Origin of the sequence: Peribacillus sp. NPDC097675 (assembly GCF_050277655.1) — a bacterium.
In the GTDB taxonomy this organism is placed as follows: Bacteria; Bacillota; Bacilli; order Bacillales; family DSM-1321; genus Peribacillus.
In genome coordinates this window covers 27141-51323 of record NZ_JBNNSK010000001.1, presented here as the reverse complement: position 1 = coordinate 51323, position 24183 = coordinate 27141, and the positions used below count along the sequence as shown (strand labels likewise).

Here is a 24183-nt window from a genome sequence, read left to right as displayed (position 1 = left end):
ACAAAAAAAGGCTGTCCACCATAACAAATGTGGACAGCCTTTTACTATTTATGTTGGATGATTGTTACTTTTCCTTTGTTCATCCTATTCATCATGAACCGAATAACAATTGGTTTTAAAAGGTTACGCGTGGGTGGAAACACTAGGATTAATCCCAAAACATCCGAAATCAGTCCCGGTGAAAGCAACAGAGCAGATCCAATGAAGATACAGATTCCATCGATGATTTCATTTCCGGGCATGATTCCATGACGAAGTTGTCCCTGTGCCTTTCTCCACGTTTCCATTCCTTGACGTTTAGCCAAGAAAACACCGATTAAACCCGTGGTTACAATTAGGAACAGCGTTGGCCAAAACCCAATCAAATTGCCAGATAATAAGAGGACAATAATCTCAATGATAGGCATCGCAATGATAAACAATAAAAAATACTTCATTTACATTCCTCCTGCACAGCCCACTTCTGGTACGGTACACTTATCTTACATCATCGATTGGATTTCATCCAAAATTTTGTTTTATAAAACGTTGGCGTGGCCATCATAAATGATTCCACGGCTAGCGTCGACCGTAATTCTTTGTCCATCCTTAAAGACTTTTGTAGCATTTTCTGCCCCAACAATGACTGGAATGCCCAATGTGACACCGACAACTGCTGCGTGGCTAGTCAAACCGCCTTCTTCGGTAATCAATGCGGAACACTTTTCGATTGCCGGCATCATGTCACGATCTGAACCGAGTGTAACCAAAACAGATCCTTCTTTTACTTTTTCCAAGGCTTCTTTGGCATTTTTGGCAACTACCACTTCGCCCTTCGCTGTTTTCCTACCGATTCCTTGAGCCTTCAATAGAACCTCTCCTAACACATGAATTTTCATCAAGTTAGTCGTTCCTATTTCACCTACAGGTACACCAGCGGTAATCACTACTAAATCGCCGTGGGAAACAATTCCGGATTCAAGGCTTTGATCGATTGCTGTTTGGAGCATATCATCCGTCGTTTCTGCTTTAGGCCCCATCTGTGGATAAACTCCCCAGACCAATGCAAGCCTTCTTGACACGCTTTCGTTTGAAGTAACAGCGATGATAGGAGCTTTTGGACGATATTTAGATATCATTCGTGCCGTATGACCGCTTTCAGTTGGTGTTATGATTGCACCAGCGTTAAGATTTAGAGCGGTATGTGCAACGGATTCTCCGATAGCATCGGTTACATTATGTCTGTCCACCTTGCTATTTCTTGTAAGAATGTCCCGATAATTCAGGGCAGTTTCTGCACGTGAAGCAATATTATGCATTGTTTGAACCGCTTCGACTGGGTATGTACCAGCAGCTGTTTCACCGGAAAGCATGATTGCGTCCGTTCCATCAAAAATGGCATTGGCCACGTCACTTGCTTCTGCACGTGTCGGGCGTGGATTACGTTGCATGGAGTCAAGCATTTGTGTAGCTGTTATGACTGGTTTCCCAGCGTTGTTACATTTCTTAATCATATCTTTCTGAACTAGTGGCACTTCTTCTGCAGGGATTTCAACGCCTAGATCACCACGCGCTACCATCAATCCATCTGCTACTTCCAGAATTTCATCAAGACGATCTACACCCTCTTGATTTTCAATTTTAGGGATGATTTGAATATAATCTGCTCCATTTTGCTGTAATAACTCACGAACTTCCAGTACATCTGAAGCTCTGCGAACGAAAGAGGCAGCTATAAAATCAATTCCCTGTTCGATACCAAAAAGGATGTCCTTTTCATCTTTTTCCGTAATCCCCGGCAATTTAACTGAAACGCCAGGTACATTCACGCCTTTTTTATTTTTCAATGTACCGCTATTTAAGATTTTCGTATGAATTTCTTTTTTCGTTTCATCAATATTCAACACTTCAAGACCGATCAAACCGTCGTCCAATAAAATTCTGGATCCAGCTTGTACGTCATATAGAAGACCTTCATAGGTAATGGAGAATTTCTCTGGCGTCCCTAAAACTTCTTGCATGGAAATGGTTACTTCGTTACCTGCCGTCAACTCCATGGAGCCATTCTCCATATTGTTCGTCCGGATTTCCGGGCCTTTTGTATCAAGCAAGATAGCTACCTTTTTCCCCGTTTTCTCTGAAGCTTCCCTGATGTTGCGGATTCTTGCAGCATGTTCCTCATGATCACCATGAGAAAAATTCAGCCGTGCTACATTCATTCCTGCCTCGATTAATTGAACCAATTTTTCTACACTTTCACTTGCGGGACCAATCGTACATACAATTTTAGTTTTGCGCATGGTGTCAACCTCCTATAAAGATACTCGTGATCTGCCGTTTTCAAAAAACGGAGAAGGACGTAGTATTTAACAAAATTTTTTGTTGCCTCATTATTGTATCAGCTTTCAATTAAATTGATAGTTCCGCTGATAGGTCGTACATTTTCTTATCAATTGTGTGCTGCTTTGCTAGGGCCTCAATGATATCATAATCAACTAGTTTATTTTTTTCAATCCCGACAGCCCTGCCTCCCAATCCTTCAAGAAGCAATTCGACCGCACGTGCACCAAGCCTGCTTGCCAATACACGGTCAGATGCAGTAGGAGATCCGCCACGCTGAACATGACCAAGAACAGTCACACGCGTTTCAAAACCCGCTTTTGCCTCTATCTGTTTGGAGATATCCATGGCACTGCCTACGCCTTCCGCTACAACGATGATACTATGCTTTTTCCCGCGTTCATGTCCACGGTTAAGCTTACCGATCATCTCTTCCATGTCGAAATCATATTCTGGACATAGAATGGTTTCCGCTCCTCCAGCAAGACCTGCCCAGAGTGCAATGTCACCAGCGTCTCGGCCCATCACTTCAACCACATATGTTCTTTCATGGGAAGTTGCTGTATCCCTGATTTTATCAATCGCATCGATAACCGTATTAAGTGCTGTATCAAAGCCAATCGTAAAATCCGTTCCCGGAATATCGTTATCAATGGTGCCCGGAACACCGATACAAGGAAACCCACGTTCCGTCAATGCCTTCGCTCCAAGATAGGATCCATCTCCGCCAATAATGACAATTCCGTCAATTCCCACTTTATTTAATTGTTCGATTGCCTTTAGCTGTCCTTCTTCCGTCTTGAATTCGGGACAGCGAGCAGTATGTAGCATGGTGCCTCCGCGGTGAATGATATCCCCGACTGAGCCAAGTTCAAGACGTCTTATGTCACCATTGATCAGGCCTTGGTAGCCATGGTAGATGCCGTAGACTTCCATTTCATGAAAAATTGCCTTCCGGACGACAGCCCGAACTGCCGCATTCATGCCTGGAGAATCTCCTCCACTTGTTAATACACCTATTCTTTTCATAATGGTCACCTCTCCTACCGATCTAATGAAATAAACTATGTGCTATCATTGTACCCTTTTTTCACTTAAGATAAGCAAGAAACTCTTCTTATGCTTAAACCCAATGTTCTAAGACTAACTTATTCTGTTCATAATTTGAAGTAAATTGCGTTAAATATTGAGTTCTTTACCAAAATAAGGACCATTTTTTCGTACATTGGGCATTAAAAGCCTAAGTCAAGGCTTGAAAAAACGCGTTGCCGGTCGGCAGCACGTATTTTCAATGGCCATGCTTTTATGAATGTTGTTCCACTTCCAGTAACTTTCCTTCTGGCTGTCCTTCCAATTCATACTCACCAATTTTTTTGAATTTTTCATAGCGTTGATTAATTAATACATCGCTACTTAGAGATAGTAGCTCGTTTAGCGATGAATTTAACATTTCTTTAATCGCTTTCGCTTGCTCATTGGCATCACGATGGGCGCCGCCTCTGACTTCAGGAATAATTTCATCAATGACACCCAATCGGTTTAAATCGGGAGCCGTGATTTTCATGGATTCGGCTGCTCGCTTCGCTTGCGAAGCATCTTTCCAAAGGATAGCCGCTGCTCCTTCTGGAGAAATTACAGAATAGGTTGAGTTCTCCAGCATATATATCCGATCGGCCACTCCAAGCGCCAGTGCTCCACCGCTTCCCCCTTCACCAATGACAATACTGATAACAGGTACTTGTAGACCCGCCATTTCAAAAAGGTTCTTCGCAATGGCTTCACTTTGTCCGCGCTCTTCCGCTGCTTTACCAGGGAAAGCCCCCTTTGTATCTATAAAACAAATGATGGGGCGATTGAATTTTTCGGCCTGTTTCATCAAACGTAATGCTTTTCGATAGCCCTCAGGATGAGGCATACCAAAATTACGACGAATATTTTCCTTTGTATCCTTACCACGCTGATGACCGATGATGGTCACAGCAAGTCCATCAAATTCCCCGATGCCACCTACGATGGCTTCATCATCACCGTAATAGCGATCACCATGGAATTCCATGAACTCGTTAAATATTAGAGGAATATAATCAAGTGTCGTCGGACGAGCTGGATGGCGAGCAATCTGTACACGATCCCACGGTTTCAAGTGGTTGTATATGTCCGCTTCCAATTTCTCGAGACGATTTTCCAAATTTTCTATCTCAGCAGCCAAGTCAACATCGGCTCCTTTTGTTATTTCCCTGAGTTCTTTAATCTTGCTCCGAAGCTCTGTTACGGGACGTTCAAACTCTAATTCATAAATCATAACCATTCACCACCTGGGGCATGAATTTTAAGGATTGTTGTCAATGTTTCTTTCATTTCCGTACGTTTAACCACAGCATCCAATTGGCCGTGTTTCATTAAGAACTCGGATGTCTGGAAGTCATCAGGAAGATCTTCGTGTATGGTTTGTTCAATAATCCGTCTACCAGCAAACCCTATCAAGGCACCAGGTTCAGCCAGATTGATATCCCCTAGAGAGGCAAAGCTTGCTGAGACCCCACCAGTAGTCGGATGGGTCATCATTGAAATGATCAATCCACCTTCATTACTGAACATTTTAAGGGCAGCACTGGTTTTAGCCATCTGCATTAGACTCAGAACCCCTTCTTGCATACGTGCACCGCCAGATGCGGTAAAAATGATGAATGGTATCTTCAATTCGCCAGCCCGTTCAATCGCCCGTGTAATTTTTTCACCAACGACAGACCCCATGCTTCCCATTCGGAAATTGGAATCCATGATAGCCGTTGATACCTCATAACCATTTATGCTACCTACCCCTGTAACGACAGCTTCATTAATTTTGGCTTTTATTTTATCCTTCTCCAATTTCTCCAGATAATCCGGGAACTCGAGAGGGTTAACTGAAATCAATTCTTTGTCATATTCTGTAAAACTATTGACATCGAAAAGAAATTCTATTCGTTCATGAGAGGACATGGAATGATGGAACCCACAATGTAAACAGACTTTCTTATTTTTCACCAATTCTTTTGTATACATGATTTTTTTGCAACCAGGGCATTTAGTCATGATTCCTTCAGGTACATCTTGTTTTTCACGATTTAAAGGAACCGTTGCATATTTCTTCTTAGATTTTGCAAATAGATCTTTAAGCAAGCTTAATCCTCCCTTTACCGCCAATTATCCTTTTGGATACTTGGCACAAACTATATCAGAAATAAAATTAGGTTCGTGTAAAAAGGTGTCACTCGTCCTTCGACATATTTCTAATTTTAATTAGATAGGTTTCGATGGCTTTTTCTTCATCTCTTTCAAGCAAGTATGTAAGTAATGTATGGTAGTCTTCTTTTTTTGTGTCGGCTAGTACCTTATCTGATGTTCTAGCATAGCTGTTGACAATACGCCAGATTCTTTCAAGCAAACGATTGCGATTTAATATGGCAATCTTCAAGAAGAAATCATCGTCATGGAATTCTTCTTCCTTGACCCAGTCGATTAGTGATTTAATCTCTTGGGCTGGGGCGAAGAAGGCCACAATCTTCAAACAATCGATTTCAATTAACCGTTTTGTTTCAGCTAAGTCTTCTTGGACCTTTTTATCTTGCAAAAAAAAGGTTCCCAGAAGCTCTACTAACTTATGCTCCTGGAAATCCCTGATAAACGTCCCTTCACCACGTCTAGTTTCTATCAATCCTAAAAGCTCTAGTGCTCGCAATGCTTCTCGGACAGAAGAACGTCCAACATTCAGGCGATCTGATAACTCCCGTTCAGAAGGGATTTTATCACCCGGTAAGAGGTTATCTGCTTCAATCATGCTACGCAGGCTCTCCACAACATCGAGATAAATTTTGGATGAAGAAGTACGATCTGCCAAATTAGTTATTCCTCACTTTTTCCTATGTTTGCTAGTTTTCTTGTTTTCTCTTTAATTTCGTCAGGATCCGCGTGAATTCTTGCCACTCCGGTTTCCATAGCCGCCTTTGCCACAGCTGCAGCAACTGCAGGTGCTACTCTAGCATCAAAAGGGGCGGGAATAACATAATCTTCATGCAGCTCATGCTCTTCTATTAAACCAGCAATCGCCTCGACAGCCGCCACCTTCATTTTTTCGTTGATATGTGTTGCACGGACATCTAATGCGCCTCGGAAGATTCCAGGAAAAGCAAGAACATTATTAACCTGGTTCGGGAAGTCCGAACGGCCTGTCCCCACTACTTTGGCACCCGCAGCTTTCGCTTCCTCCGGCATGATTTCCGGATTGGGATTGGCCATGGCGAATATGATTGGATTTTTGTTCATGGAAGAAACCATATCCTGACTTAACGCACCTGCAGCAGACACACCGATGAATACATCCGCTCCCCTAATTACAGTCGCGAGATTTCCTTGCATTCTATCCCGGTTGGTTACTTTAGCCACTTGTTCTTTTATATCGTTCATGCCTAACGTACGTCCTTCATATATGGCACCCTTCGTGTCACACATGATGATGTTACGTACTCCATAGCTATAAAGCAACTTGATGATGGCAATACCTGCCGCACCGGCCCCACTTGCCACCACTTTAATTTCTGTTATCGATTTCCCTACAAGGCGCAATGCATTTACAAGACCGGCCACGGTTACAATGGCTGTACCGTGTTGATCATCATGAAATACAGGGATATTCATTTCTTTTTTTAGTCGTTCTTCGATTTCAAAACAGTTCGGTGCTGCAATATCTTCTAGGTTCACTCCACCGAAAGTTGGTTCAAGCAATTTAACGGTCTCTACAATTTTATCCACATCCGTCGTTTTTAAACAGATTGGGAACGAATCCACTCCTGCAAAACTCTTGAACAAAACAGCTTTGCCTTCCATAACAGGCAATGCGGCTTCAGGACCGATATTACCTAGACCCAATACTGCCGTTCCATCAGAAATAACGGCTACCGTGTTGCCTTTCATTGTATAGTCATAGACGGTTTCCGGTTTTTCATAAATCTCTTTACACGGCTCCGCGACACCAGGAGAATAAGCCAAGCTTAAATCTACAGCATTTTTAACTGATACCTTTGAAACGGTTTCTAATTTTCCTTGATTCAAGCGATGCATATGTAATGCTTCTTCTCTTAATGTCATATTTTCACTCCTAAAACGAATTGGGCAACCCGGAATTTTTATGCTGAAATCTAGTGGTCAGACCACATGGCCTGCATTCAATATAACATAACTAGTTAGGTTGTAAAATAGTTATTCTCTCTTATAAACCACATTCCCTTTTCCTAACAATCCATTCAAAAGATTGATTAGGTTATCAGCCGGGTTGACCCAATCCCAATAAGATAGCTGTACATAGCGGTTTTCCCGTTCATAAAATAGCATGACCTTCGTGTTGCCACTATGCTGGATTAATATTTTTTTTATTTTTTGAAGAGTGTCTTTTGTTTGCTTATCGGATTCAATTTTCAAGAACAGTGTTCCCGTTTTTTCCTGCGCCATATTTTTTACTTGCTCCAACGGATATACATGTTGAATGATGAGCTGGCTTTTCCCGTTTCGCTCCTCCAATGTACCTTGTAGCATCGCTAATTGTCCGTGATTCAAGAATGCAGAATAACTTTTGTACACATTTGGGAAGACGACGGCTTCAAGGTCACCTTCTTCATCACTAACCGTCAAGAAGGCCATCACATCACCTTTTTTCGTCCGAATGGCTTTAACTGCCGTGATGTACACACCAAGCATGATTTTTGCTTCTTTTTTACTTAAAGCTTCGTCGATGGTCAGGCATCCAAAATGCCCAAAGAGTTCTTTATGGCTCGTAACAGGATGATTGGATAGATACATTCCAAGGACGCTCTTTTCAAAGATAAGCTTGTCCTCTATAGGGATGGGCTCGACATAGTTGTATTTAGGTTTTAGCGAGAACTCATCATCTGAAAACAAATCAAATAAATCATCATCTGGATTGACCAATTCGGTATGATTGATTGCGATGTCCAAACTGGCAAGCAAGGTGGCCCGGTCTTCGCCGAATTCATCAAAGGCACCTGAGTGTACTAATGCTTCCAATACCTTTCTATTGACGATTTTCCCGGAAACCCGTAAACAAAAATCGAATAGGTCGGCAAATTTCTTTTGTCTCCTGGCCGCAAAGATTTCTTTTAAGACCGTCCCCCCAATTCCCTTTATGGCGCCAAGGCTGAAGCGAATCCCCTCTTTCACCGGTATAAACGGATAGCCGCTTTCATTGATGGAAGGGGGTAGCACCAAAATGCCTTTCTTTTTAGCTTCTCGGGCATATTGGGATATCTTTTCATCATTTCCGACTACAGAAGTCATAAGTGCAGCCATGAAGTACTCAGGATAATGGGTTTTCAAATATCCAAGTTGAAAGGCGATGACGCTGTATGCCACTGCATGGCTCCTGTTGAATCCATAATTGGCAAACCTGACGATCAATGAATAAATTTCGTCGGCTGTTTTTTCGGAATATCCTTGTTTTAAAGCCCCATTCACAAAATGGTGCCTCTCCTGATCCAATACTTCCTTTTTCTTCTTCGAGACGGCCCTCCTTAATAAATCGGCCTCTCCAAGTGAGAATCCGGCAAGCCTTGATGCAATTTGCATGATCTGTTCCTGATAAACAATAACGCCGTAGGTAGGATCGAGAATCTCTTTCAGATCTGGATGGAGGTAATCTATTGGGGCCAACCCATGTTTTCGCTCAATGTAAAGCGGAATGTTTTCCATTGGACCTGGACGATATAAGGCATTGACGGCGACTATATCTTCAAACCGATTCGGTTTCAGATTGATTAAGACCTTTCTTATGCCGTCCGATTCAAACTGGAACACGCCTGTTGTTTCACCGCGGCCCAGCAGGGATAAGGTCTTTGGGTCGTCCATAGGTATATGGGATATATCCAGTTTTTTTCCGGTTCCTTTTTGGATGGTTTTCAAAATATTATCAATGAGCGTTAAATTGCGAAGTCCCAGAAAATCCATTTTAAGAAGGCCGAGTTCCTCGAGAAGGTCCATTGGATATTGTGTCAGATGGATACCATCATGTCCTTCCTGGATCGGGATATGCTCAGTGAGTGCCTGGTCGCTAATAACGACTCCAGCTGCATGCGTCGAAGTATGCCGGGGAAGACCTTCAAGAAGTAAAGCTGTATCGAAAAGCTTCCGATTCCTCTCGCTTTCCCTTATGAAATCCTGAAGCCGCTTGGATTCTTCTAACGCTTCAGGCAATGTAATACCCAGTCGGCCGGGTATCATTTTCGATACCATTTCCTGCTCTTTTGAATTCAAACCAAACACTCGCCCAGTATCACGCAACGCTGCTTTGGCGGCTAGTGTTCCAAATGTAATGATTTGGGCCACATGTAGCTCCCCATATTTCTTCGCGACATAAGCAATCACTTCCTCACGTCGGTTATCCGGAAAGTCAATATCGATATCAGGCATCGAAACCCGCTCAGGATTAAGAAAACGCTCGAACAACAATGAGTGTTCGATTGGATCGACATCCGTAATGGACAACACATAGGCAACCATCGATCCTGCTGCAGATCCCCTTCCAGGCCCCGTTAATATCTGGTGATCCCTTGCAAATTTCATGAAGTCCCAGACGATTAAGAAGTAATCGCTGAATTTCATTTGTTTAATGACCTCCAATTCGTAGCGGAGACGCTCTTCATATTGGAAAGATGGTTCAGGCCGTCTTTTCTTCAAGCCTTGGAAACAGATGGCTTCAAGCAATTCTTCGGCCGTCACTCCAGCTTCGGTAGGGTACTTGGGCAGCAGGGAACGTTGAAAAGGAATAGTGAGATTACATTGCGCGGCAATATGTAACGTATTTTGAAGTGCATCCGGCAAGTCACTGAACAGTTCAACCATTTCAGCACGGCTTTTCAAATAAAACTGTTGAGAAGGAAGCACGATCCTTGTCTCGTCTTCGAGCTTGTCGCCATTTCCGATAGCGAGTAGCACTTCTTGTGCTAATGCATCACTTTGATTCAGATAATAGACTGGATTCGTCGCTACAAGCCCGATTCCTAGCTCTTTAGCCAACTGACCGATCGCTTGTACTTGCTTCTCCTCATTGGCCACCTCAAGCCTCTGAAGGGATAAATAAAAATGATTGCGTCCAAACACCTGCAGTAATTGCTCGGCAGCTTTCCTAGCTTCCTCTGGCTTTTCTTGTTCTAATAGCGTTTCTATTTGCCCTTCCGCACCAGGCGAAAGAGCTATCAATCCCTTAGAATAGGCCTTAAGCCAATTGAAGGGAATTCCCGACGGAGATTTGGTTTTGATCGCACTGCTTATTTTCAGCAGGTTTTGGTACCCTTGAAGATCTTTTGCTAATAAAAGAAGGGGGTGTGCGGCTTCTTGTTCATCAAGAATATCCGCGAGAATCCCGATAATCGGTTTGATTCCCTGTTTCTCGCATTCCTTATAAAAATAAACCGATCCATACATCACGTTTCGATCGGTTAACGCAAGGCTCGTACAGCCATCCGCTTTCGCTTTAGCCACAAGCTCATTTATTTTCACCGTACTTGTCAGCAGGCTGTATCCGCTCTGAATATGGAGATGTGTATACACGGTTTTTCTCCCACCTTTGTAAGGGCATGTTTCCTTTTATTATAGTGTTTATTTCAAAAAAAGAAAATATGTTCTCATTTCCAATACTAGTCATCTACCATGATTTTCACCGGCTATCATATTCCCCCCATGCTCCCCATATAAATAGAGTAGAAGAATATCAAGCCAAAAAGGATGATGATACATGAATGAAGCCTTTGTTCCCGCGTTTATCAACAGTTTTTTCATAGCGCTCGGCGTTTTGCTAGGAGGGTCGATCATCGGTGGGCTGGCGGCTTTTTTCACGGGACAAGCCCCTATGACCACGGTGTTCCGATTATCAGACAGCCTCAGGATATGGGCGATTGTCGCTGCGATCGGAGGAACCTTCGATATGGTTTATAATTTTGAGCGGGGCATTTTCCATGGCGAAACGAAAGATATCGTCAAGCAGGTGCTATTGATCCTTTCCGCCCTCGGTGGTGCTCAGACAGGAGCAATAATTATCAACTGGTTCACACAGGAGCATATTTCCCCATGAGGATCCCTCCCTATCATCGACTCCCCACCTGGCAGCGTTTTTTTGCCGGGGCAGCGCTGGGCGGGCTGCTCAGCTGGGTGATTTTCTTTTACATGTATGGGGTACAGCAGGAAACGCAAATTCGGATCATTCATGAGCAGAGAGAAAAGATGAAAGATTTAACTGATAAAATTGCCATCTGGGAGCAGGATTACAAAAAACTCAATCAACAAAATGAAGAAATCTTGACGATTCAAGAGGTGGAGGTGAAAATCACCAACGGGGAATTCTATAGTCTCGACCAGCTGAGTATTGCCGATGCCGAGGACGTAATAGAAGACGACCTCTCTTCCCTTCTGGCAAAAGATGTCGTAAGCGTATATAACGGAAAAATGTTGCTTAAGAAATCGATTGAAAATAAAATCATCGAAATCAATAAGAAGCGATATGAACTGGAAGTCTACGAAATTATGTTTTATACAAAAATGAATATCGAACTTAAAATCAAGAGGGCGAAATGAATGAAGAGGTGAATGATGAACCCAATCTTAAACCAAATCGGTACGGTCTTTATCCCTGTGAGCAATATCGAAGTCGCCCGCGATTGGTATTCGGACTTGTTGGGCATCCCGGTGACAGGGGAGATTTTATTCGGACACATGTACGTCTTGCCCATGGTCGGAACGGAAATTGTGTTGGACAGTAAGATATTTGCCGAAGATCGCATTTATAAAGTCCCTCCCTTTCACTTCAACACGACGAACGTCACTGAAGCCTATGAATATATAAGAGAAATAGCTGAATGTACAACAGGGATTGAAAATGATCGATGGTTCAATTTCAAAGATCCCGATGGCAACCAGCTAAAAATCTCTCAGCGTGAATACCTAAAAGCCAAAAGACCAAATCCAAGGTGATTTGGTCTTTTGGTCATTCTTATTCAGCTTTGTTTACCTCTTCTAATTCAGCCAAGATCTGATCTACTACATCCCAAGAATAAATGGAGGCCCCTGCCGCAAGAGGATGTCCGCCACCGTTGTATTTCCTGGCAATTGTGTTGATGATTGGACCTTTAGAACGGAACCGAACGCGTATTTCCTTTTCTTCTTCAATGAAAAAGACCCAAGATTTTACGTTTTTAATCGAACCAAGCGAGGAAACCAGTTGAGAGGCTTCTGAAGGCGTTGCATGGAATTTTTCCAGGATATCCTTCGTTATGATCATCTTCCCCGTGCCGTTGGGCAAGATCTCGAAGTTTTGTAGCACAAACCCATTTAGCCGGACAATGCTTTCGTCAACGTCATACATCTCTTGATATAACTGAGGACGGGAAAATGAATAATGAATCAGATCACTCGCATAAGCGAATGTTTTCTCCGTCGTGCTTTGAAAAAGAAAACGGCCAGTATCACCTACTATTCCTGCATACAATAGACGAGCTGCCTCATCACTCATCTTCAAGCCTTGATTTTTTCCAAATTGATAAAATTCATAAATCATTTCACTCGTAGAGCTCGCGGACGTATCGACCCAACGCATGTCTCCATATGGATCTTCGTTTGGGTGATGATCGATTTTGATTAACTTCTCCCCTGATGGATAGCGGCTGTCACAGATGCGATCAGTATTCGCGGTATCACAAACGATGACCAATGCCCCTTGATACATTTCATCCGAGATTACATCAAGTCTTCTTAAATAATTCAGTGAAGGTTCCTCTTTCCCGACTGTGTAAATTTGCTTATCAGGAAAAGATGCTTTCAGGATTTCCGCCAATCCCCCTTGGGAACCGTAAGCATCGGGGTCCGGCCTGACATGACGATGAATGATAATGGTATCAAAACGCTTGATGTCTGCTAAAATTTCAGCTTTCATATAAGTCTCCTTTATGCATATGTATTCTTGTACAAATTAACTGGATATATTTCATTTAATCAAAAAATTGGATAAATAGGAAGGCTCATCTTGTTTTACGGTGGCATTCTCCAAAGATTCCCGCTACAATAATAAGGTACATATGTTAAATTGGGGGAATTATTAACAATGCCTATCCTTGTCACCTTGATTGTTCTGTCACTAGGTATTTATGTGTTTTACAAGATTAAAACGGTACGCACGAAAATGCCGATGGAGAAAAAATGGATTTCAGGAAAATCCTCCATGGCCCTGGGTGCCTTTGTCGCTTTATTTGGAGTCAATCAGCTTTTCCTTTTCCAAACGACCGTTACGTATATCATTGCCGCCGTATTCATCTTGGTGGGACTATTCAGCTTCTGGGGCGGATATAAAATGTATAAATTTTATCTTCCCCATGCTATCGAAGAAGCCGCAAACGAAAGAGGATAATCGAATTCGATTATCCTCTTTCGTTATTTAAGAACGATCAAGCAACTGACATGTCAGCATGGCTTTTCCAACCAGCTTCCCTTGGTTAAATACCTCAACGTCCACTTTTCCGAATTTACGGCCCACATCGAGGACACGGGGATGAACTTCAAGCGTACTGTCGATTTGAACAGGCTTAATGAAATAAATCGTCATGTTTTCGACGACTAAGTCACCGCGCTTATAGCTTCTGAGCGCACGATTGGCTGAATCCGTAACCAGTGTCGTGAACACCCCGCTTGAAATCGTTCCAAGATAATTGGTCATTTGTGGTGTAACACCGTAGCTATACACTTCCTGCCCCTTGCCTTGGCTAGAGGTCATTACAAGCTGACTGGTAATCGTGTCATCTATCGTCTCACCCACCTGCGGCTGTCTTTGACTCATTTGCAATGCCTTCAATACATCTTGTCTGCTTACGATGCCCTTTAGGATATGACTATCACTTACGACTGGTATCAACTCGATGCCTTCCCACACCATCATATGGGCAGAGGAAGCGACACTCATTTTATCCCCTACGGTCATCGGATTTTTTGTCATCACCTTTTCGATGAGCGTCATTTCTTCTTGGCCCATGATATCCTTCGAGGTGACCATGCCTTGAACCTTCATGTTTTCATCCACAACCGGGAAACGGCTATGCCCCGATTCTTGATTCAATTCATGCCAATTCTGCACTCGATCTCCCACAGTTAAGAAGGTCGTTTCCTGAACGGGGGTGAGAATATCCTCAACCAATAAAATTTCCTTTTTGATCAATTGGTCATAGATCGCCCGATTGATCATGGTTGCTACTGTAAATGTATCGTAACTCGTTGAGATGACCGGCATTTCCAATTCATCGGCTAATTTTTTCACTGATTCTTCCGCATCGAAGCCACCGGTAATCAACACGGCTGCACCCGCTTTCAACGCGTGCTCATGAGCTTGGGTACGGTTTCCCACTATTAGCAGGTTCCCTGCATCCGTATATCGCATCATCGCCTCAAGCTTCATCGCCCCGATTACGAATTTATTCAATGTCTTATGAAGACCCGTTTTTCCGCCTAGAACTTGTCCGTCAACAATATTAACTACCTCGGCAAACGTAAGTTTTTCAATATTCTCTTTTTTCTTTTTCTCAATACGGATCGTGCCGACCCGCTCAATGGAACTTACATAGCCCTGATTCTCCGCCTCTTTAATTGCACGATATGCCGTACCTTCACTTACATTCAAGACTTTGGCAATCTGGCGGACGGAAATCTTTTCGCCGACCGGGAGTCCATCGATATGTTTTAATATTTGTTCATGCTTTGTAGCCAAGCGCTTCACCCTTTTCACGGTATTCCTTATACCATTATAAGGTGAAAGAGCCTAGATTATCAAACAACTAATAATATTCACGCAACCTTTTCTTTTCATGTTGACGTTTCACTTTCTGTTTTTTAGGAGAATACAAAATACCGGTCAAATTACCGGCCACCGCTAACAGGGCGAATAACAACCAAGTCCCCGCGAATAGGCTCTCCAAACCACCGCTTTCCAATGACAGACGTGGTACCGCATAATACAACATCACACCGCATAAGAGCAAACAGAGTAATAACCTTTGCTTCATTGAACGCCCTCCTTCATTTCTTCTCTAAATTTTATGTTTGAAGAAGAGTAAAAAGAATCTGGGCCTGATTGCAATTTTTATCTAACCGTTCTGCTCAATCCATTCTTAATCCTACTAAATAAAAAGGAGCCTTCAATGAGGCTCCTGTTAAGTCGTTATAATTCCATTTCATCTCCAGCTTCCATCACTACCCCGTTCTTCGCTTCAAGCAGGTCAAGAAACTTGTTGGGATCCTGTTTGATGACCGGGAAAGTATTGTAATGAATCGGTACCACTTTTTTTGCCTGGAGGAATTTAGCCGCAAGTGCTGCATCTTCCGGCCCCATAGTAAAATTATCACCAATAGGTAAAAATGCCAGGTCAATCGGATGTCTTTCTCCGATCAGCTTCATGTCAGAATAAACCGCCGTGTCCCCTGCATGATAAATCGTCTTTCCTTCTACTGTTAACAATACGCCGGCAGGCATCCCCAAATAAATGATCTGACCATCTTCGGTATTGAATCCTGTTCCATGAAATGCAGGCGTCAACTTTACTTTGCCAAAATCAAATTCAAATGCACCACCAATGCTCATACCATGTGTCCTGACGCCTTGATTCCCTAAATACGCAGCTATTTCCGCAATTCCGATAACAAGGGCGTTGTGTTTCTTCGCTAGTTCCACCGTATCACCAATGTGATCATTATGGCCATGTGTTAAGATGATTACATCTGGTTTAACATCATCCACCTTCAAATCCGTTAATTCATTTCCCGTAATGAATGGATCAAAAAGAATCGTCTTACCCTTGGTTTCCACCTTCACGATGGCATGTCCATGAAAAGATACTTTCATATACTGATGCTCCCTTCTGATACACACAATTTTGAAATTTTTCAAAAGCTTTACCATTTACTATTTACATAGTTATTGCTAAGGTAATTATATCCTATCTATGGAGGAATCGTCATGAATAAACATTTGAGCGAAATACAAACCTGGTTGCAAACCAATGAGTTAGATGCAGCCATTCTTACTTCTACCGAAAACGTCTTTTATTGCAGTGGATTCTTTAGTGACCCACATGAAAGGCTGCTTGCACTAGCCATCTTCAATCACGCCGAGCCATTTTTAGTTTGTCCGCAAATGGAAGTGCCAGATGCGAAACAAGCTGGATGGGACGGAGAGATCATCGGCTATACCGATATCGAAGATCCATGGGAAAAGATCAAGAAGGCTGTCAATCAACGTGGAGTAACCTTGAAGAAAATCGCCATTGAGAAAGAGCATATGAATGTAGAGCGCTATGAAAACATACAGCAACATTTTGACGCACCGACCCTTGTTTCAGCCGAAGAAAAGCTACAGCAGATGCGGATGATTAAGTCGGATGATGAAATGGTCAAGATTCGTGAAGCCTGTCGACTTGCTGACTTAGCCATTGAAATAGGCGTCAGCGAAATTCGCGAAGGTAAATCCGAAATGGAAATCCTCGCGACGATTGAATATGAAATGAAGAAGGTCGGCGTTAGCGAGATGTCATTCTCAACGATGGTCCTGACTGGTAAAAACGGTGCTTCGCCCCATGGAACTCCAGGGACAACGAAAGTTCAGCGCGGCGACCTTGTTCTCTTTGACCTAGGTGTGGTGCATGAAGGATACTGCTCGGATATCACCAGAACCGTCGCTTTCGGGGACATCAATGATAAACAAGCCGAAATCTATGAAACGGTCCTTAAAGCACAAGAAGCTGCCGTTGCAGCAAGTAAACCCGGTGTCGCTTGTTCCGAGATCGACCGGATTGCAAGAAGCATTATCGGTAACGAAGGATACGGGGACTATTTCCCACACCGTCTTGGGCATGGACTGGGCATTAGTGTACATGAATACCCATCTCTTAAGGAAACGAATCCACTTAAACTGCAAACCGGAATGGTTTATACCATCGAACCAGGTATTTACGTTCCTAATGTCGCAGGTGTCAGGATTGAGGATGATTTGTATATTACCGATACAGGCTGTGAAGTCCTGACGAAATATCCGAAAAGCCTCCAAATACTAAGATAGATTTAAACAAAGATTCGCAAATTCGTTACAATTATCCAAGGGAAAATAATGTATAATTGGATTAAGCTGAAGGAGGAGATTCATTATGGGTACGTTAGATTATAAAAATATCCTAGTAGCAGTGGACGGTTCTGAAGAAGCAGAATGGGCCTTGAAAAAGGCGATTTATTTGGCCAAACTAAGCGACGCGACCTTAGTGCTAGCACATATCGTCGACACAAGGAATTTCCCGACCATCGAAGCATATGATATGAACATCCGTGACCGCTCAGAAACCTTTGCCAATGACTTATTGGAAAAGTATAAGACAGAAGCGATTGCCTCAGGGATCACTTCCGTTATAACGGAAGTGGAGTACGGTTCTCCTAAAGTTAAAATCCCAAGAGATTTAGCCAAAAAATATACCATTGATTTAATTGTGTGCGGTGCGACAGGACTTAATGCCGTTGAACGTTTCTTAATCGGCAGCGTATCAGAAGGTATCGTCCGACATTCAAGTTGTGATGTCATCATTGTCCGTAACGATAAAAACTAATCCATGTAAAAAAAGCTCGTACACCAAATCGGTGTACGAGCTTTTTTACATGTTATTCACTTATGAGCTTCTCCGCTTTTTCAATCGCAAGCTGCACTTGGGCAAACCCAGTACCACCTGCACTATTGCGGCGTTTAACTGCTTCATATGGATTTAATGCATCGTAAATATCCTCTTCGAATAACTCCGATGCTTCCTTGAATTGTTCCATGCTAAGGTCGACTAAATAGCAGCCATTCTGTACACAGAATAAAACAAGTTTGCCAACGACTTCATGGGCTTTACGGAAAGGCATGCCTTTCGAAGCCAGATAATCGGCCAATTCGGTTGCATTCGAAAAGTCATTCTTCGTTGCTTTTTCCATTACATCTTTTTTCACTTTCATCGTTGAGATCATGCCCGCGAAAATTTTAAGTGAACCAACAATCGTTTTAACCGTATCAAAAACGCCTTCTTTATCTTCTTGCATATCTTTGTTGTAAGCAAGTGGCAGTCCTTTTAATACTGTCAGTAACCCTGTTAGATTCCCGTAAACCCGTCCTGTTTTACCGCGGATCAACTCCGCCATATCAGGGTTTTTCTTTTGCGGCATGATGCTGCTTCCCGTAGAGAAAGCATCGTCCAGTTCAACAAATTGGAACTCCTGGCTTGACCAAAGAATGATTTCTTCGCTAAAACGAGATAAATGCATCATCATCGTTGCGCTGTTACTCATGAATTCCAGGGCAAAGTCACGGTCGCTCACTGCGTCCAAACTGTTTTCATAAAACCCGTCAAATCCAAGCAATTCCGCACTTAGCGCACGGTCAATCGGGAAAGTCGTCCCGGCAAGCGCTCCAGCACCCAATGGAGAAATGTTGATTCTCTTGTAGCTTTCAGTGAAACGTTGTTTATCGCGCTCCAGCATCCAGAAATAAGCCATTAAATGGTGAGCGAATGAAATCGGCTGGGCACGCTGCAAATGCGTATACCCCGGAATGAGTGTTTCTACATTCTTTTTAGCCTGTTCCAAAATCGCTCCTTGGAGTCCATTAATGAGTTCAAGAATCACTTTCGTTTGGTTACGCATGTACAGATGCAAATCTGTTGCAACCTGGTCGTTACGGCTTCTACCGGTGTGCAACTTACCTCCGACCGGACCAATTGCTTCAATAAGCATGCTTTCAAGGTTAAGATGGATATCTTCCATCTCCACCTTGAAAGTCAATTCGCCCTTTTCTGCTTTTTCCTGTAAACCTTTCAGGCCCACAATAATTTGATCAGCATCCTCTTCAGGCAATATATTACACTTCTTCAGCATCGTGACATGTGCCAAGCTGCCTTGAATGTCTTCTAGGACAAGTTCCTGATCAAAGGATATGGAAGCCCCAAATTCATCTACCCATTCTTCGGCAGATTTCGTGAATCTTCCTCCCCAAAGCTTGCTGCTCACACTGTCACCTTCTTGTTATTGACCATGCTGTTCACTTTCGTTGGAAGTCCCCATAATTTAATGAAGCCTACTGCTGCCTCATGATCGAATTCGTCAGCTTTTGTATAAGTTGCTAGTTTTTCATTATATAGAGAGTACTCTGATTTTCTTCCTTCCACAATGGCGTGACCTTTGAAGAGTTTCACACGAACAGTACCCGTAACACTTACTTGTGTCTCTTTCAAGAATGCAGCCAATGCTTTTTGTAGTGGAGAGAACCAAAGTCCTTCATAAATCAATTCCGTCATTTTCTTTTCGATTACTGGTTTGAAATGAGCCAATTCTTTAACCAATGTAATGTCTTCTAGCTCTTTGTGTGCTGCAATCAATGTCATTGCGCCTGGAGCTTCGTATACTTCACGTGATTTAATTCCTACTAATCTATTTTCAACATGATCGATACGGCCGACACCATGTTTACCAGCAATTTGATTCAATTTAACAATCAAATCAGCCAATTTGTAATTCTTGTCATTCAACGTAACCGGTACACCTTGTTCAAATCCGATTTCAATGATATCGGCAGTATCCGGTGTGTTCTCAAGGCTGTTTGTCAGATCATATGCCTCTTCCGGTGGAGCCGCCCATGGATCTTCTAGGATTCCACATTCGTTACTTCTTCCCCATAGGTTCTGGTCGATTGAGTAAGGACTAGCTAAACCGATAGGAACAGGAATTCCATTCTTCGCGGCATATTCAATTTCCTCTTCACGAGACCATCTCCAGTCACGAACTGGGGCAAGAACTTGTAAATTAGGGTTTAAAGCTGAAATGGATACTTCGAAACGCACTTGGTCATTTCCTTTTCCCGTACAACCGTGCGCAACTGCTACTGCATTCTCTGCTTCAGCCACTTCCACTAGCTTCTTCGCGATGAGTGGGCGTGATAGAGCTGATACTAAAGGATACTTTCCTTCATATAAAGTATGGGCTTGAAGAGCCGTTAACGCAAATTCATCAGCAAATTCATCTTTCGCATCAATTACGTATGAACTAACAGCGCCGACAGTGATTGCTTTTTCTTTAATGAAGTCTAAGTCTTTCCCTTCACCGACATCCAAGCAGCATGCCACAACGTCGTATCCTTGATCTTGTAACCATTTAATTGCAACAGAGGTATCTAATCCTCCAGAATATGCTAAAACTACTTTTTGATTTGCCATGTTTTATCGTCCCTTTCGTGTGAATAAAAATTCATCCGTTGTTATTTTTATTCAATCTATGAATAGTACTTTATCATTTTTATACACGGAATACAAGGGGTATTTCATTGATTTCAGTAAAAATTTTTCGATAATTCCTTATAATTCACACAATAGATGCTTACGTTAAAATATAGTAGACTAAGAGTATGAAAACTGTAGTTACGGGAGGACTTATGAAAGAGCTTTTTACGTATGATGAACGATTAGGAATCTTCATCCCTGATTTACCTATGGAATGGGATGAATACACGAAAGGCGAGCAGCATAGCATACTCGCATTCTGGGAAACTATCCGGGGACACATCCCTGACCGTATAAAGGAATTAGAATCGACCATCAATCGGAAACAAACGCAGCTCTCGGATGAAAGTAATTTCGTTTTGTCCTGCCAGCTGAATAGTGAAATTGCTGAACTCGCTTCTGTGATTAATGATCTTTGGCTCTGGTATCGTGCCGATCAAGGAATAAGTGAAAAGATGCATAATTAAGCCCATTTTCATGCAAAAAAAACCTCCGCTTTTAAAAACGGAGGTTTTTACGTTTTCACTTATATATCTTTCCTAAGTTCACCAACAACATGACCTAATTCAGGAAGGATTAATTTATTCATCGCTAGGCGAACCGCGCCCGAGGAACCGGGAGTCGAAAAAATCGCTTTGTCAAAGGCCACTCCAGCAATGGCCCTTGATAAGATGGCTGCAGACCCAATATCCTCTTGATAGCTCAGCATACGGAATAGTTCACCAAAGCCAGGTATCTCTTTGGTCATCAATTCTTTTACCGCCTCGATCGTTACATCTCTTTTGGCGATGCCTGTGCCACCATTTGTTAGGATGACATCGACTTGACTGCTTTTACAGCCTGCCGTTACTGCTCCTTGGATCGCATCTCGTTCATCTCTAACGATTTCGTATTCGGTCACTACATGTCCCTCTGACTTTAGAAGATCCATCATCAGGGCGCCACTTTTATCCGTATCATCATTCCGCGTATCACTGACGGTAATGACCTTACAGCGAATAGGCTCCGCAATGATTTTTTTATGTTCGTTGACACTCACTCTTCATCTGCCTTCTTTCCCTGTAAGTATCGATACTGATAGAACTTCTGGGCGAATTCACTAACATCTTTCGTCATTTGGTAATTAGCACCAGCGCCGATGGCCATACTGATAAGCGGTATTCCGCCCATTAGTTTTTTTCTGAAAACAGTAATCGAAACAGCTTTTAACAATTGTTTTAATGGCTGTTCCATCCAGGTCGGATTCGTCAATTCCTCTATGCCCCAATACCAATAATCATCTTCCGCAGTTTGATATTCCCTTATCAAATCTTCCCAAGCCGCTCCTTGAAGCCTCTTAGGCATTGCACCTGCATTGAACACCTTCAGGGCCATCATCATTTCAAAGGGTGTATTCACTTCAAAACCATAGGACATTGCAATCAGTTGTACGGTTCGGACATTAATGACTGTCATGGCAGGAATATCGCTTCCAAGCAGGAGTAACCCTCCACGACCGCTTATTCCCCCCTGCACAAAAGAATATAGTCGGTGCTTAGCAATATGCTGGTTGGCTATATAATTCAATTGGTCAATTGTTAAAAGTTGTATATCTCTAATCACTTCAATCTCTTCATTGAAAACACGGGCCGATGCTAAAATGCGGTCTCTAGCATCTATTTGAATCGGTGAGCTCTGTACCATTGCATGCAAATGAAACAGCCAAGTATCGAGCTTTTCGAAAAACTGCTTTTGAACATCTTCAGGAAGCAGCGAAAAACTTTGTTCTAACCATTTATCATATAATGATGCCAAGTCGGTCGGATCATATTGATTTAGTTTATCTTGCCATTCACTAATTTCATTCCAAGTTTTCATGTCTCGATTTGTGAATTCCATACAACAAGCCTCCTTTATAAAGAATTGGTGTATTCTCCCTTTAAGTATATCACATAGGTCTGCTTTTCAAGAATATGAAAGAACGCCTGGTCATTCCTAGGATAGCCATAAAAAAATGAAAAAAACCTCCCTACACCATTGAACTATACCCCGAATAATGGACACGGTAAAAAAAGTCCCTTATTCGGGGTTTTTCTATGTCCTCATATTAAAACCCCGTTTATAATCAATTTAAGATAGTTGGGCGGAGGATATAACAATGAGTAAAATTATTTTTAATGAATTTCAAATAAAACGATTAGAGAATAATCCACATGTAAAACAAGTGTCCGAGCGGTCAATTGCTTATCATCCTGATTTCAAAGTAAAGGCTGTTAAAGAAAATAAAGCAGGAAAGTCACCTACACAAATCTTTATCGAACATGGATTTGATTTGGCCATGATTGGATCAGATAAGCCAAAAGGCTGCTTAAAGCGCTGGAGAAAAGTATTTGAACAATATGGGGTGGATGGATTCTATACGGAGCGTCGTGGGAAAGCCAAGGGAGAGAGACTGAAACCCAAGTCTGATACACAGGAGAATCAGTTAAAGAAAGCAGAGGCACGTATTAAATATTTAGAGGCAGAACTTGAATTCCTAAAAAAGCTAGACGAACTAGAAAGGCAGGCATCGAAGAAGAAAAAATAACAAAGAGTGAAACATTCATATTAATTGAAAAAATCATTCGTAGATATAGTCTTACGAATATGGTTTCATATTTCTGTGAAATGGCAGAAGTTAGTCGTAGTGGATATTATGCGTGGTTGCAGGCAGAAAGTATCCGATTAAATCTTGAAGAGAAAGATTGGCAGGATTATGAACTCATTAACAAAGTATTTGAAGGAAAGAAGAAGAAGGCTGGCGCCCTCACTATCAAAATGATTTTAGAGAACGATTTTTTTGTCACGATGAACCACAAGAAAATTCGGCGTCTTATGAATAAGTTCAACCTAAAGCCAAGAATTCGCCAAGCGAATCCTTATAAGAAAATGGCAAAAGCCACTCATGAGCATAAAGTCGTTCCAAACCTCTTAAATAGGAGATTTAACCAAGGAGAACCAAGGAAAACTTTTCTTACAGATATCACTTACGTCTATTATGGTTCTGGACAGCCAGCTTATCTTTCTTGCGTCAAAGACTCTGTTACACGGGAAATCGTTGCCTATCACTTATCTAAAAGCCTCAAGATGGACCTTGTTTATCGGACATTGGAAAAACTCGCCGATTCAGTGAATGAACTGTTTTATCCTGAATCGTTGATTCATTCAGATCAAGGTGTTCATTATACACACCCTGAGTTTCAACGACGAGTAAAGAAACTAGGTCTCATACAATCTATATCCCGGAAGGGAAATTGTTGGGATAATGCCCCCATGGAATCATTCTTTGGTCATTTTAAAGATGAAGTGGATTATTCAGAGTGTCAAACATTTGAGGAGTTATCCCTCATCATTGAAGAATACATAGAGGAATACAATATAAATCGTTATCAATGGAGCCTAAATAGAATGACTCCCGCACAATACGGGAGCCATCTTTTAGCTGTTTAAACTATAGGTCTTTTTTTAGAATGTCCATTTT

General features: G+C 42.3%; 24 protein-coding genes. 8 read left to right on the top strand and 16 right to left on the bottom strand.

Annotation, left to right across the window (positions count from 1 at the left end; genetic code table 11):
* Nucleotides 1-44: 44 nt before the first annotated feature.
* The 8 genes from ACQKL5_RS00240 to dnaE form a co-directional block, all read right to left on the bottom strand.
* Complete coding sequence (locus ACQKL5_RS00240; protein WP_427605862.1) at nucleotides 45-437, bottom strand: FxsA family protein; 393 nt, start codon at nucleotides 435-437, stop codon at nucleotides 45-47.
* 81 nt (nucleotides 438-518) lie between these two features.
* The gene (pyk, locus tag ACQKL5_RS00235; RefSeq protein WP_427605860.1) at nucleotides 519-2279 is read right to left on the bottom strand and encodes a pyruvate kinase; all 1761 of its coding nucleotides are present in this window, start codon (nucleotides 2277-2279) and stop codon (nucleotides 519-521) included.
* 109 nt (nucleotides 2280-2388) lie between these two features.
* Nucleotides 2389-3348, bottom strand: coding sequence for a 6-phosphofructokinase (gene pfkA / locus ACQKL5_RS00230; RefSeq protein WP_427605858.1), 960 nt, complete (start codon nucleotides 3346-3348; stop codon nucleotides 2389-2391).
* A 274-nt stretch (nucleotides 3349-3622) separates the two neighbouring features.
* The gene (accA, locus tag ACQKL5_RS00225) at nucleotides 3623-4621 is read right to left on the bottom strand and encodes an acetyl-CoA carboxylase carboxyl transferase subunit alpha (protein WP_427605856.1); all 999 of its coding nucleotides are present in this window, start codon (nucleotides 4619-4621) and stop codon (nucleotides 3623-3625) included.
* Nucleotides 4618-5481: an acetyl-CoA carboxylase, carboxyltransferase subunit beta gene (gene accD, locus ACQKL5_RS00220; protein ID WP_427605854.1), complete on the bottom strand. Its 864-nt coding sequence runs from the start codon at nucleotides 5479-5481 to the stop codon at nucleotides 4618-4620. The genes accA and accD overlap by 4 nt, the downstream gene beginning before the upstream one ends.
* An 88-nt stretch (nucleotides 5482-5569) precedes the next feature.
* Entirely contained in the window at nucleotides 5570-6139 is a 570-nt protein-coding gene (locus tag ACQKL5_RS00215; RefSeq protein ID WP_427606579.1) for a FadR/GntR family transcriptional regulator, read from the bottom strand.
* A gap of 65 nt (nucleotides 6140-6204) precedes the next feature.
* Complete coding sequence (locus ACQKL5_RS00210; RefSeq protein ID WP_427605852.1) at nucleotides 6205-7446, bottom strand: NAD(P)-dependent malic enzyme; 1242 nt, start codon at nucleotides 7444-7446, stop codon at nucleotides 6205-6207.
* Between the two features lie 111 nt (nucleotides 7447-7557).
* On the bottom strand, nucleotides 7558-10917 hold the full coding sequence (gene dnaE / locus ACQKL5_RS00205; protein ID WP_427605850.1) for a DNA polymerase III subunit alpha: 3360 nt from the start codon (nucleotides 10915-10917) through the stop codon (nucleotides 7558-7560).
* Nucleotides 10918-11101: 184 nt separating this feature from the next.
* Between dnaE and ACQKL5_RS00200 the strand changes: the two genes are divergently transcribed.
* From ACQKL5_RS00200 to ACQKL5_RS00190, 3 genes are read left to right on the top strand one after another with little or no spacing between them, the layout of a single operon-like run.
* Nucleotides 11102-11437, top strand: a complete 336-nt coding sequence (locus ACQKL5_RS00200) for a YtrH family sporulation protein (protein WP_427605848.1) — start codon at nucleotides 11102-11104, stop codon at nucleotides 11435-11437.
* The gene (gene ytrI / locus ACQKL5_RS00195) at nucleotides 11434-11937 is read left to right on the top strand and encodes a sporulation membrane protein YtrI (protein ID WP_427605846.1); all 504 of its coding nucleotides are present in this window, start codon (nucleotides 11434-11436) and stop codon (nucleotides 11935-11937) included. Before ACQKL5_RS00200 ends, ytrI begins: the two co-directional genes overlap by 4 nt.
* A gap of 12 nt (nucleotides 11938-11949) precedes the next feature.
* Nucleotides 11950-12333, top strand: a complete 384-nt coding sequence (locus ACQKL5_RS00190; RefSeq protein WP_427605844.1) for a VOC family protein — start codon at nucleotides 11950-11952, stop codon at nucleotides 12331-12333.
* Nucleotides 12334-12352: 19 nt separating this feature from the next.
* Here the strand turns inward: ACQKL5_RS00190 and ACQKL5_RS00185 are convergent, their stop codons facing one another.
* Entirely contained in the window at nucleotides 12353-13291 is a 939-nt protein-coding gene (locus tag ACQKL5_RS00185; RefSeq protein WP_427605842.1) for a DHH family phosphoesterase, read from the bottom strand.
* Nucleotides 13292-13459: 168 nt separating this feature from the next.
* Between ACQKL5_RS00185 and ACQKL5_RS00180 the strand changes: the two genes are divergently transcribed.
* Nucleotides 13460-13762 carry a YtpI family protein gene (locus tag ACQKL5_RS00180; RefSeq protein ID WP_427605840.1) on the top strand — a complete coding sequence of 101 codons (303 nt, stop codon included), beginning with the start codon at nucleotides 13460-13462 and terminating at the stop codon, nucleotides 13760-13762.
* A 27-nt stretch (nucleotides 13763-13789) separates the two neighbouring features.
* On the opposite strand, the gene ACQKL5_RS00175 is transcribed toward ACQKL5_RS00180, so the two are convergent.
* From ACQKL5_RS00175 to ACQKL5_RS00165, 3 genes are all read right to left on the bottom strand, one after another.
* On the bottom strand, nucleotides 13790-15109 hold the full coding sequence (locus ACQKL5_RS00175; protein ID WP_427605838.1) for a DRTGG domain-containing protein: 1320 nt from the start codon (nucleotides 15107-15109) through the stop codon (nucleotides 13790-13792).
* Nucleotides 15110-15176: 67 nt separating this feature from the next.
* Nucleotides 15177-15404 carry a hypothetical protein gene (locus ACQKL5_RS00170; protein ID WP_427605837.1) on the bottom strand — a complete coding sequence of 76 codons (228 nt, stop codon included), beginning with the start codon at nucleotides 15402-15404 and terminating at the stop codon, nucleotides 15177-15179.
* A 155-nt stretch (nucleotides 15405-15559) separates the two neighbouring features.
* Nucleotides 15560-16240 (bottom strand): metal-dependent hydrolase, encoded by a 681-nt coding sequence (locus tag ACQKL5_RS00165; RefSeq protein ID WP_427605835.1) that lies wholly within the window; start codon nucleotides 16238-16240, stop codon nucleotides 15560-15562.
* Between the two features lie 114 nt (nucleotides 16241-16354).
* Between ACQKL5_RS00165 and ACQKL5_RS00160 the strand changes: the two genes are divergently transcribed.
* Together ACQKL5_RS00160 and ACQKL5_RS00155 are read left to right on the top strand one after the other, a co-directional pair.
* Nucleotides 16355-17452, top strand: a complete 1098-nt coding sequence (locus ACQKL5_RS00160; RefSeq protein ID WP_427605833.1) for a M24 family metallopeptidase — start codon at nucleotides 16355-16357, stop codon at nucleotides 17450-17452.
* Between the two features lie 85 nt (nucleotides 17453-17537).
* A complete protein-coding gene (locus tag ACQKL5_RS00155; RefSeq protein ID WP_427605832.1) occupies nucleotides 17538-17987 on the top strand; it encodes a universal stress protein in 450 nt (149 codons plus the stop codon).
* Nucleotides 17988-18039: 52 nt separating this feature from the next.
* Here ACQKL5_RS00155 and argH read toward each other — a convergent pair whose 3' ends face one another.
* Both argH and ACQKL5_RS00145 read right to left on the bottom strand, forming a co-directional pair.
* Nucleotides 18040-19419: an argininosuccinate lyase gene (gene argH, locus ACQKL5_RS00150; RefSeq protein ID WP_427605830.1), complete on the bottom strand. Its 1380-nt coding sequence runs from the start codon at nucleotides 19417-19419 to the stop codon at nucleotides 18040-18042.
* Nucleotides 19416-20621 (bottom strand): argininosuccinate synthase, encoded by a 1206-nt coding sequence (locus ACQKL5_RS00145; protein ID WP_427605829.1) that lies wholly within the window; start codon nucleotides 20619-20621, stop codon nucleotides 19416-19418. Before ACQKL5_RS00145 ends, argH begins: the two co-directional genes overlap by 4 nt.
* 215 nt (nucleotides 20622-20836) lie before the next feature.
* Between ACQKL5_RS00145 and ACQKL5_RS00140 the strand changes: the two genes are divergently transcribed.
* Nucleotides 20837-21151: a hypothetical protein gene (locus ACQKL5_RS00140; RefSeq protein WP_427605827.1), complete on the top strand. Its 315-nt coding sequence runs from the start codon at nucleotides 20837-20839 to the stop codon at nucleotides 21149-21151.
* Nucleotides 21152-21210: 59 nt separating this feature from the next.
* On the opposite strand, the gene ACQKL5_RS00135 is transcribed toward ACQKL5_RS00140, so the two are convergent.
* Both ACQKL5_RS00135 and ACQKL5_RS00130 read right to left on the bottom strand, forming a co-directional pair.
* A complete protein-coding gene (locus tag ACQKL5_RS00135; RefSeq protein WP_427605825.1) occupies nucleotides 21211-21723 on the bottom strand; it encodes a MogA/MoaB family molybdenum cofactor biosynthesis protein in 513 nt (170 codons plus the stop codon).
* Entirely contained in the window at nucleotides 21720-22562 is an 843-nt protein-coding gene (locus ACQKL5_RS00130; RefSeq protein WP_427605824.1) for an EcsC family protein, read from the bottom strand. The genes ACQKL5_RS00135 and ACQKL5_RS00130 overlap by 4 nt, the downstream gene beginning before the upstream one ends.
* A 259-nt stretch (nucleotides 22563-22821) precedes the next feature.
* Here ACQKL5_RS00130 and ACQKL5_RS00125 point away from each other — a divergent pair.
* A protein-coding gene (locus ACQKL5_RS00125; RefSeq protein WP_427605823.1) for an IS3 family transposase occupies nucleotides 22822-24152 on the top strand; the annotation gives its coding sequence in 2 pieces (ribosomal slippage) (nucleotides 22822-23194 and nucleotides 23194-24152; 1332 coding nt in all).
* The last annotated feature ends 31 nt before the right edge of the window (nucleotides 24153-24183 follow it).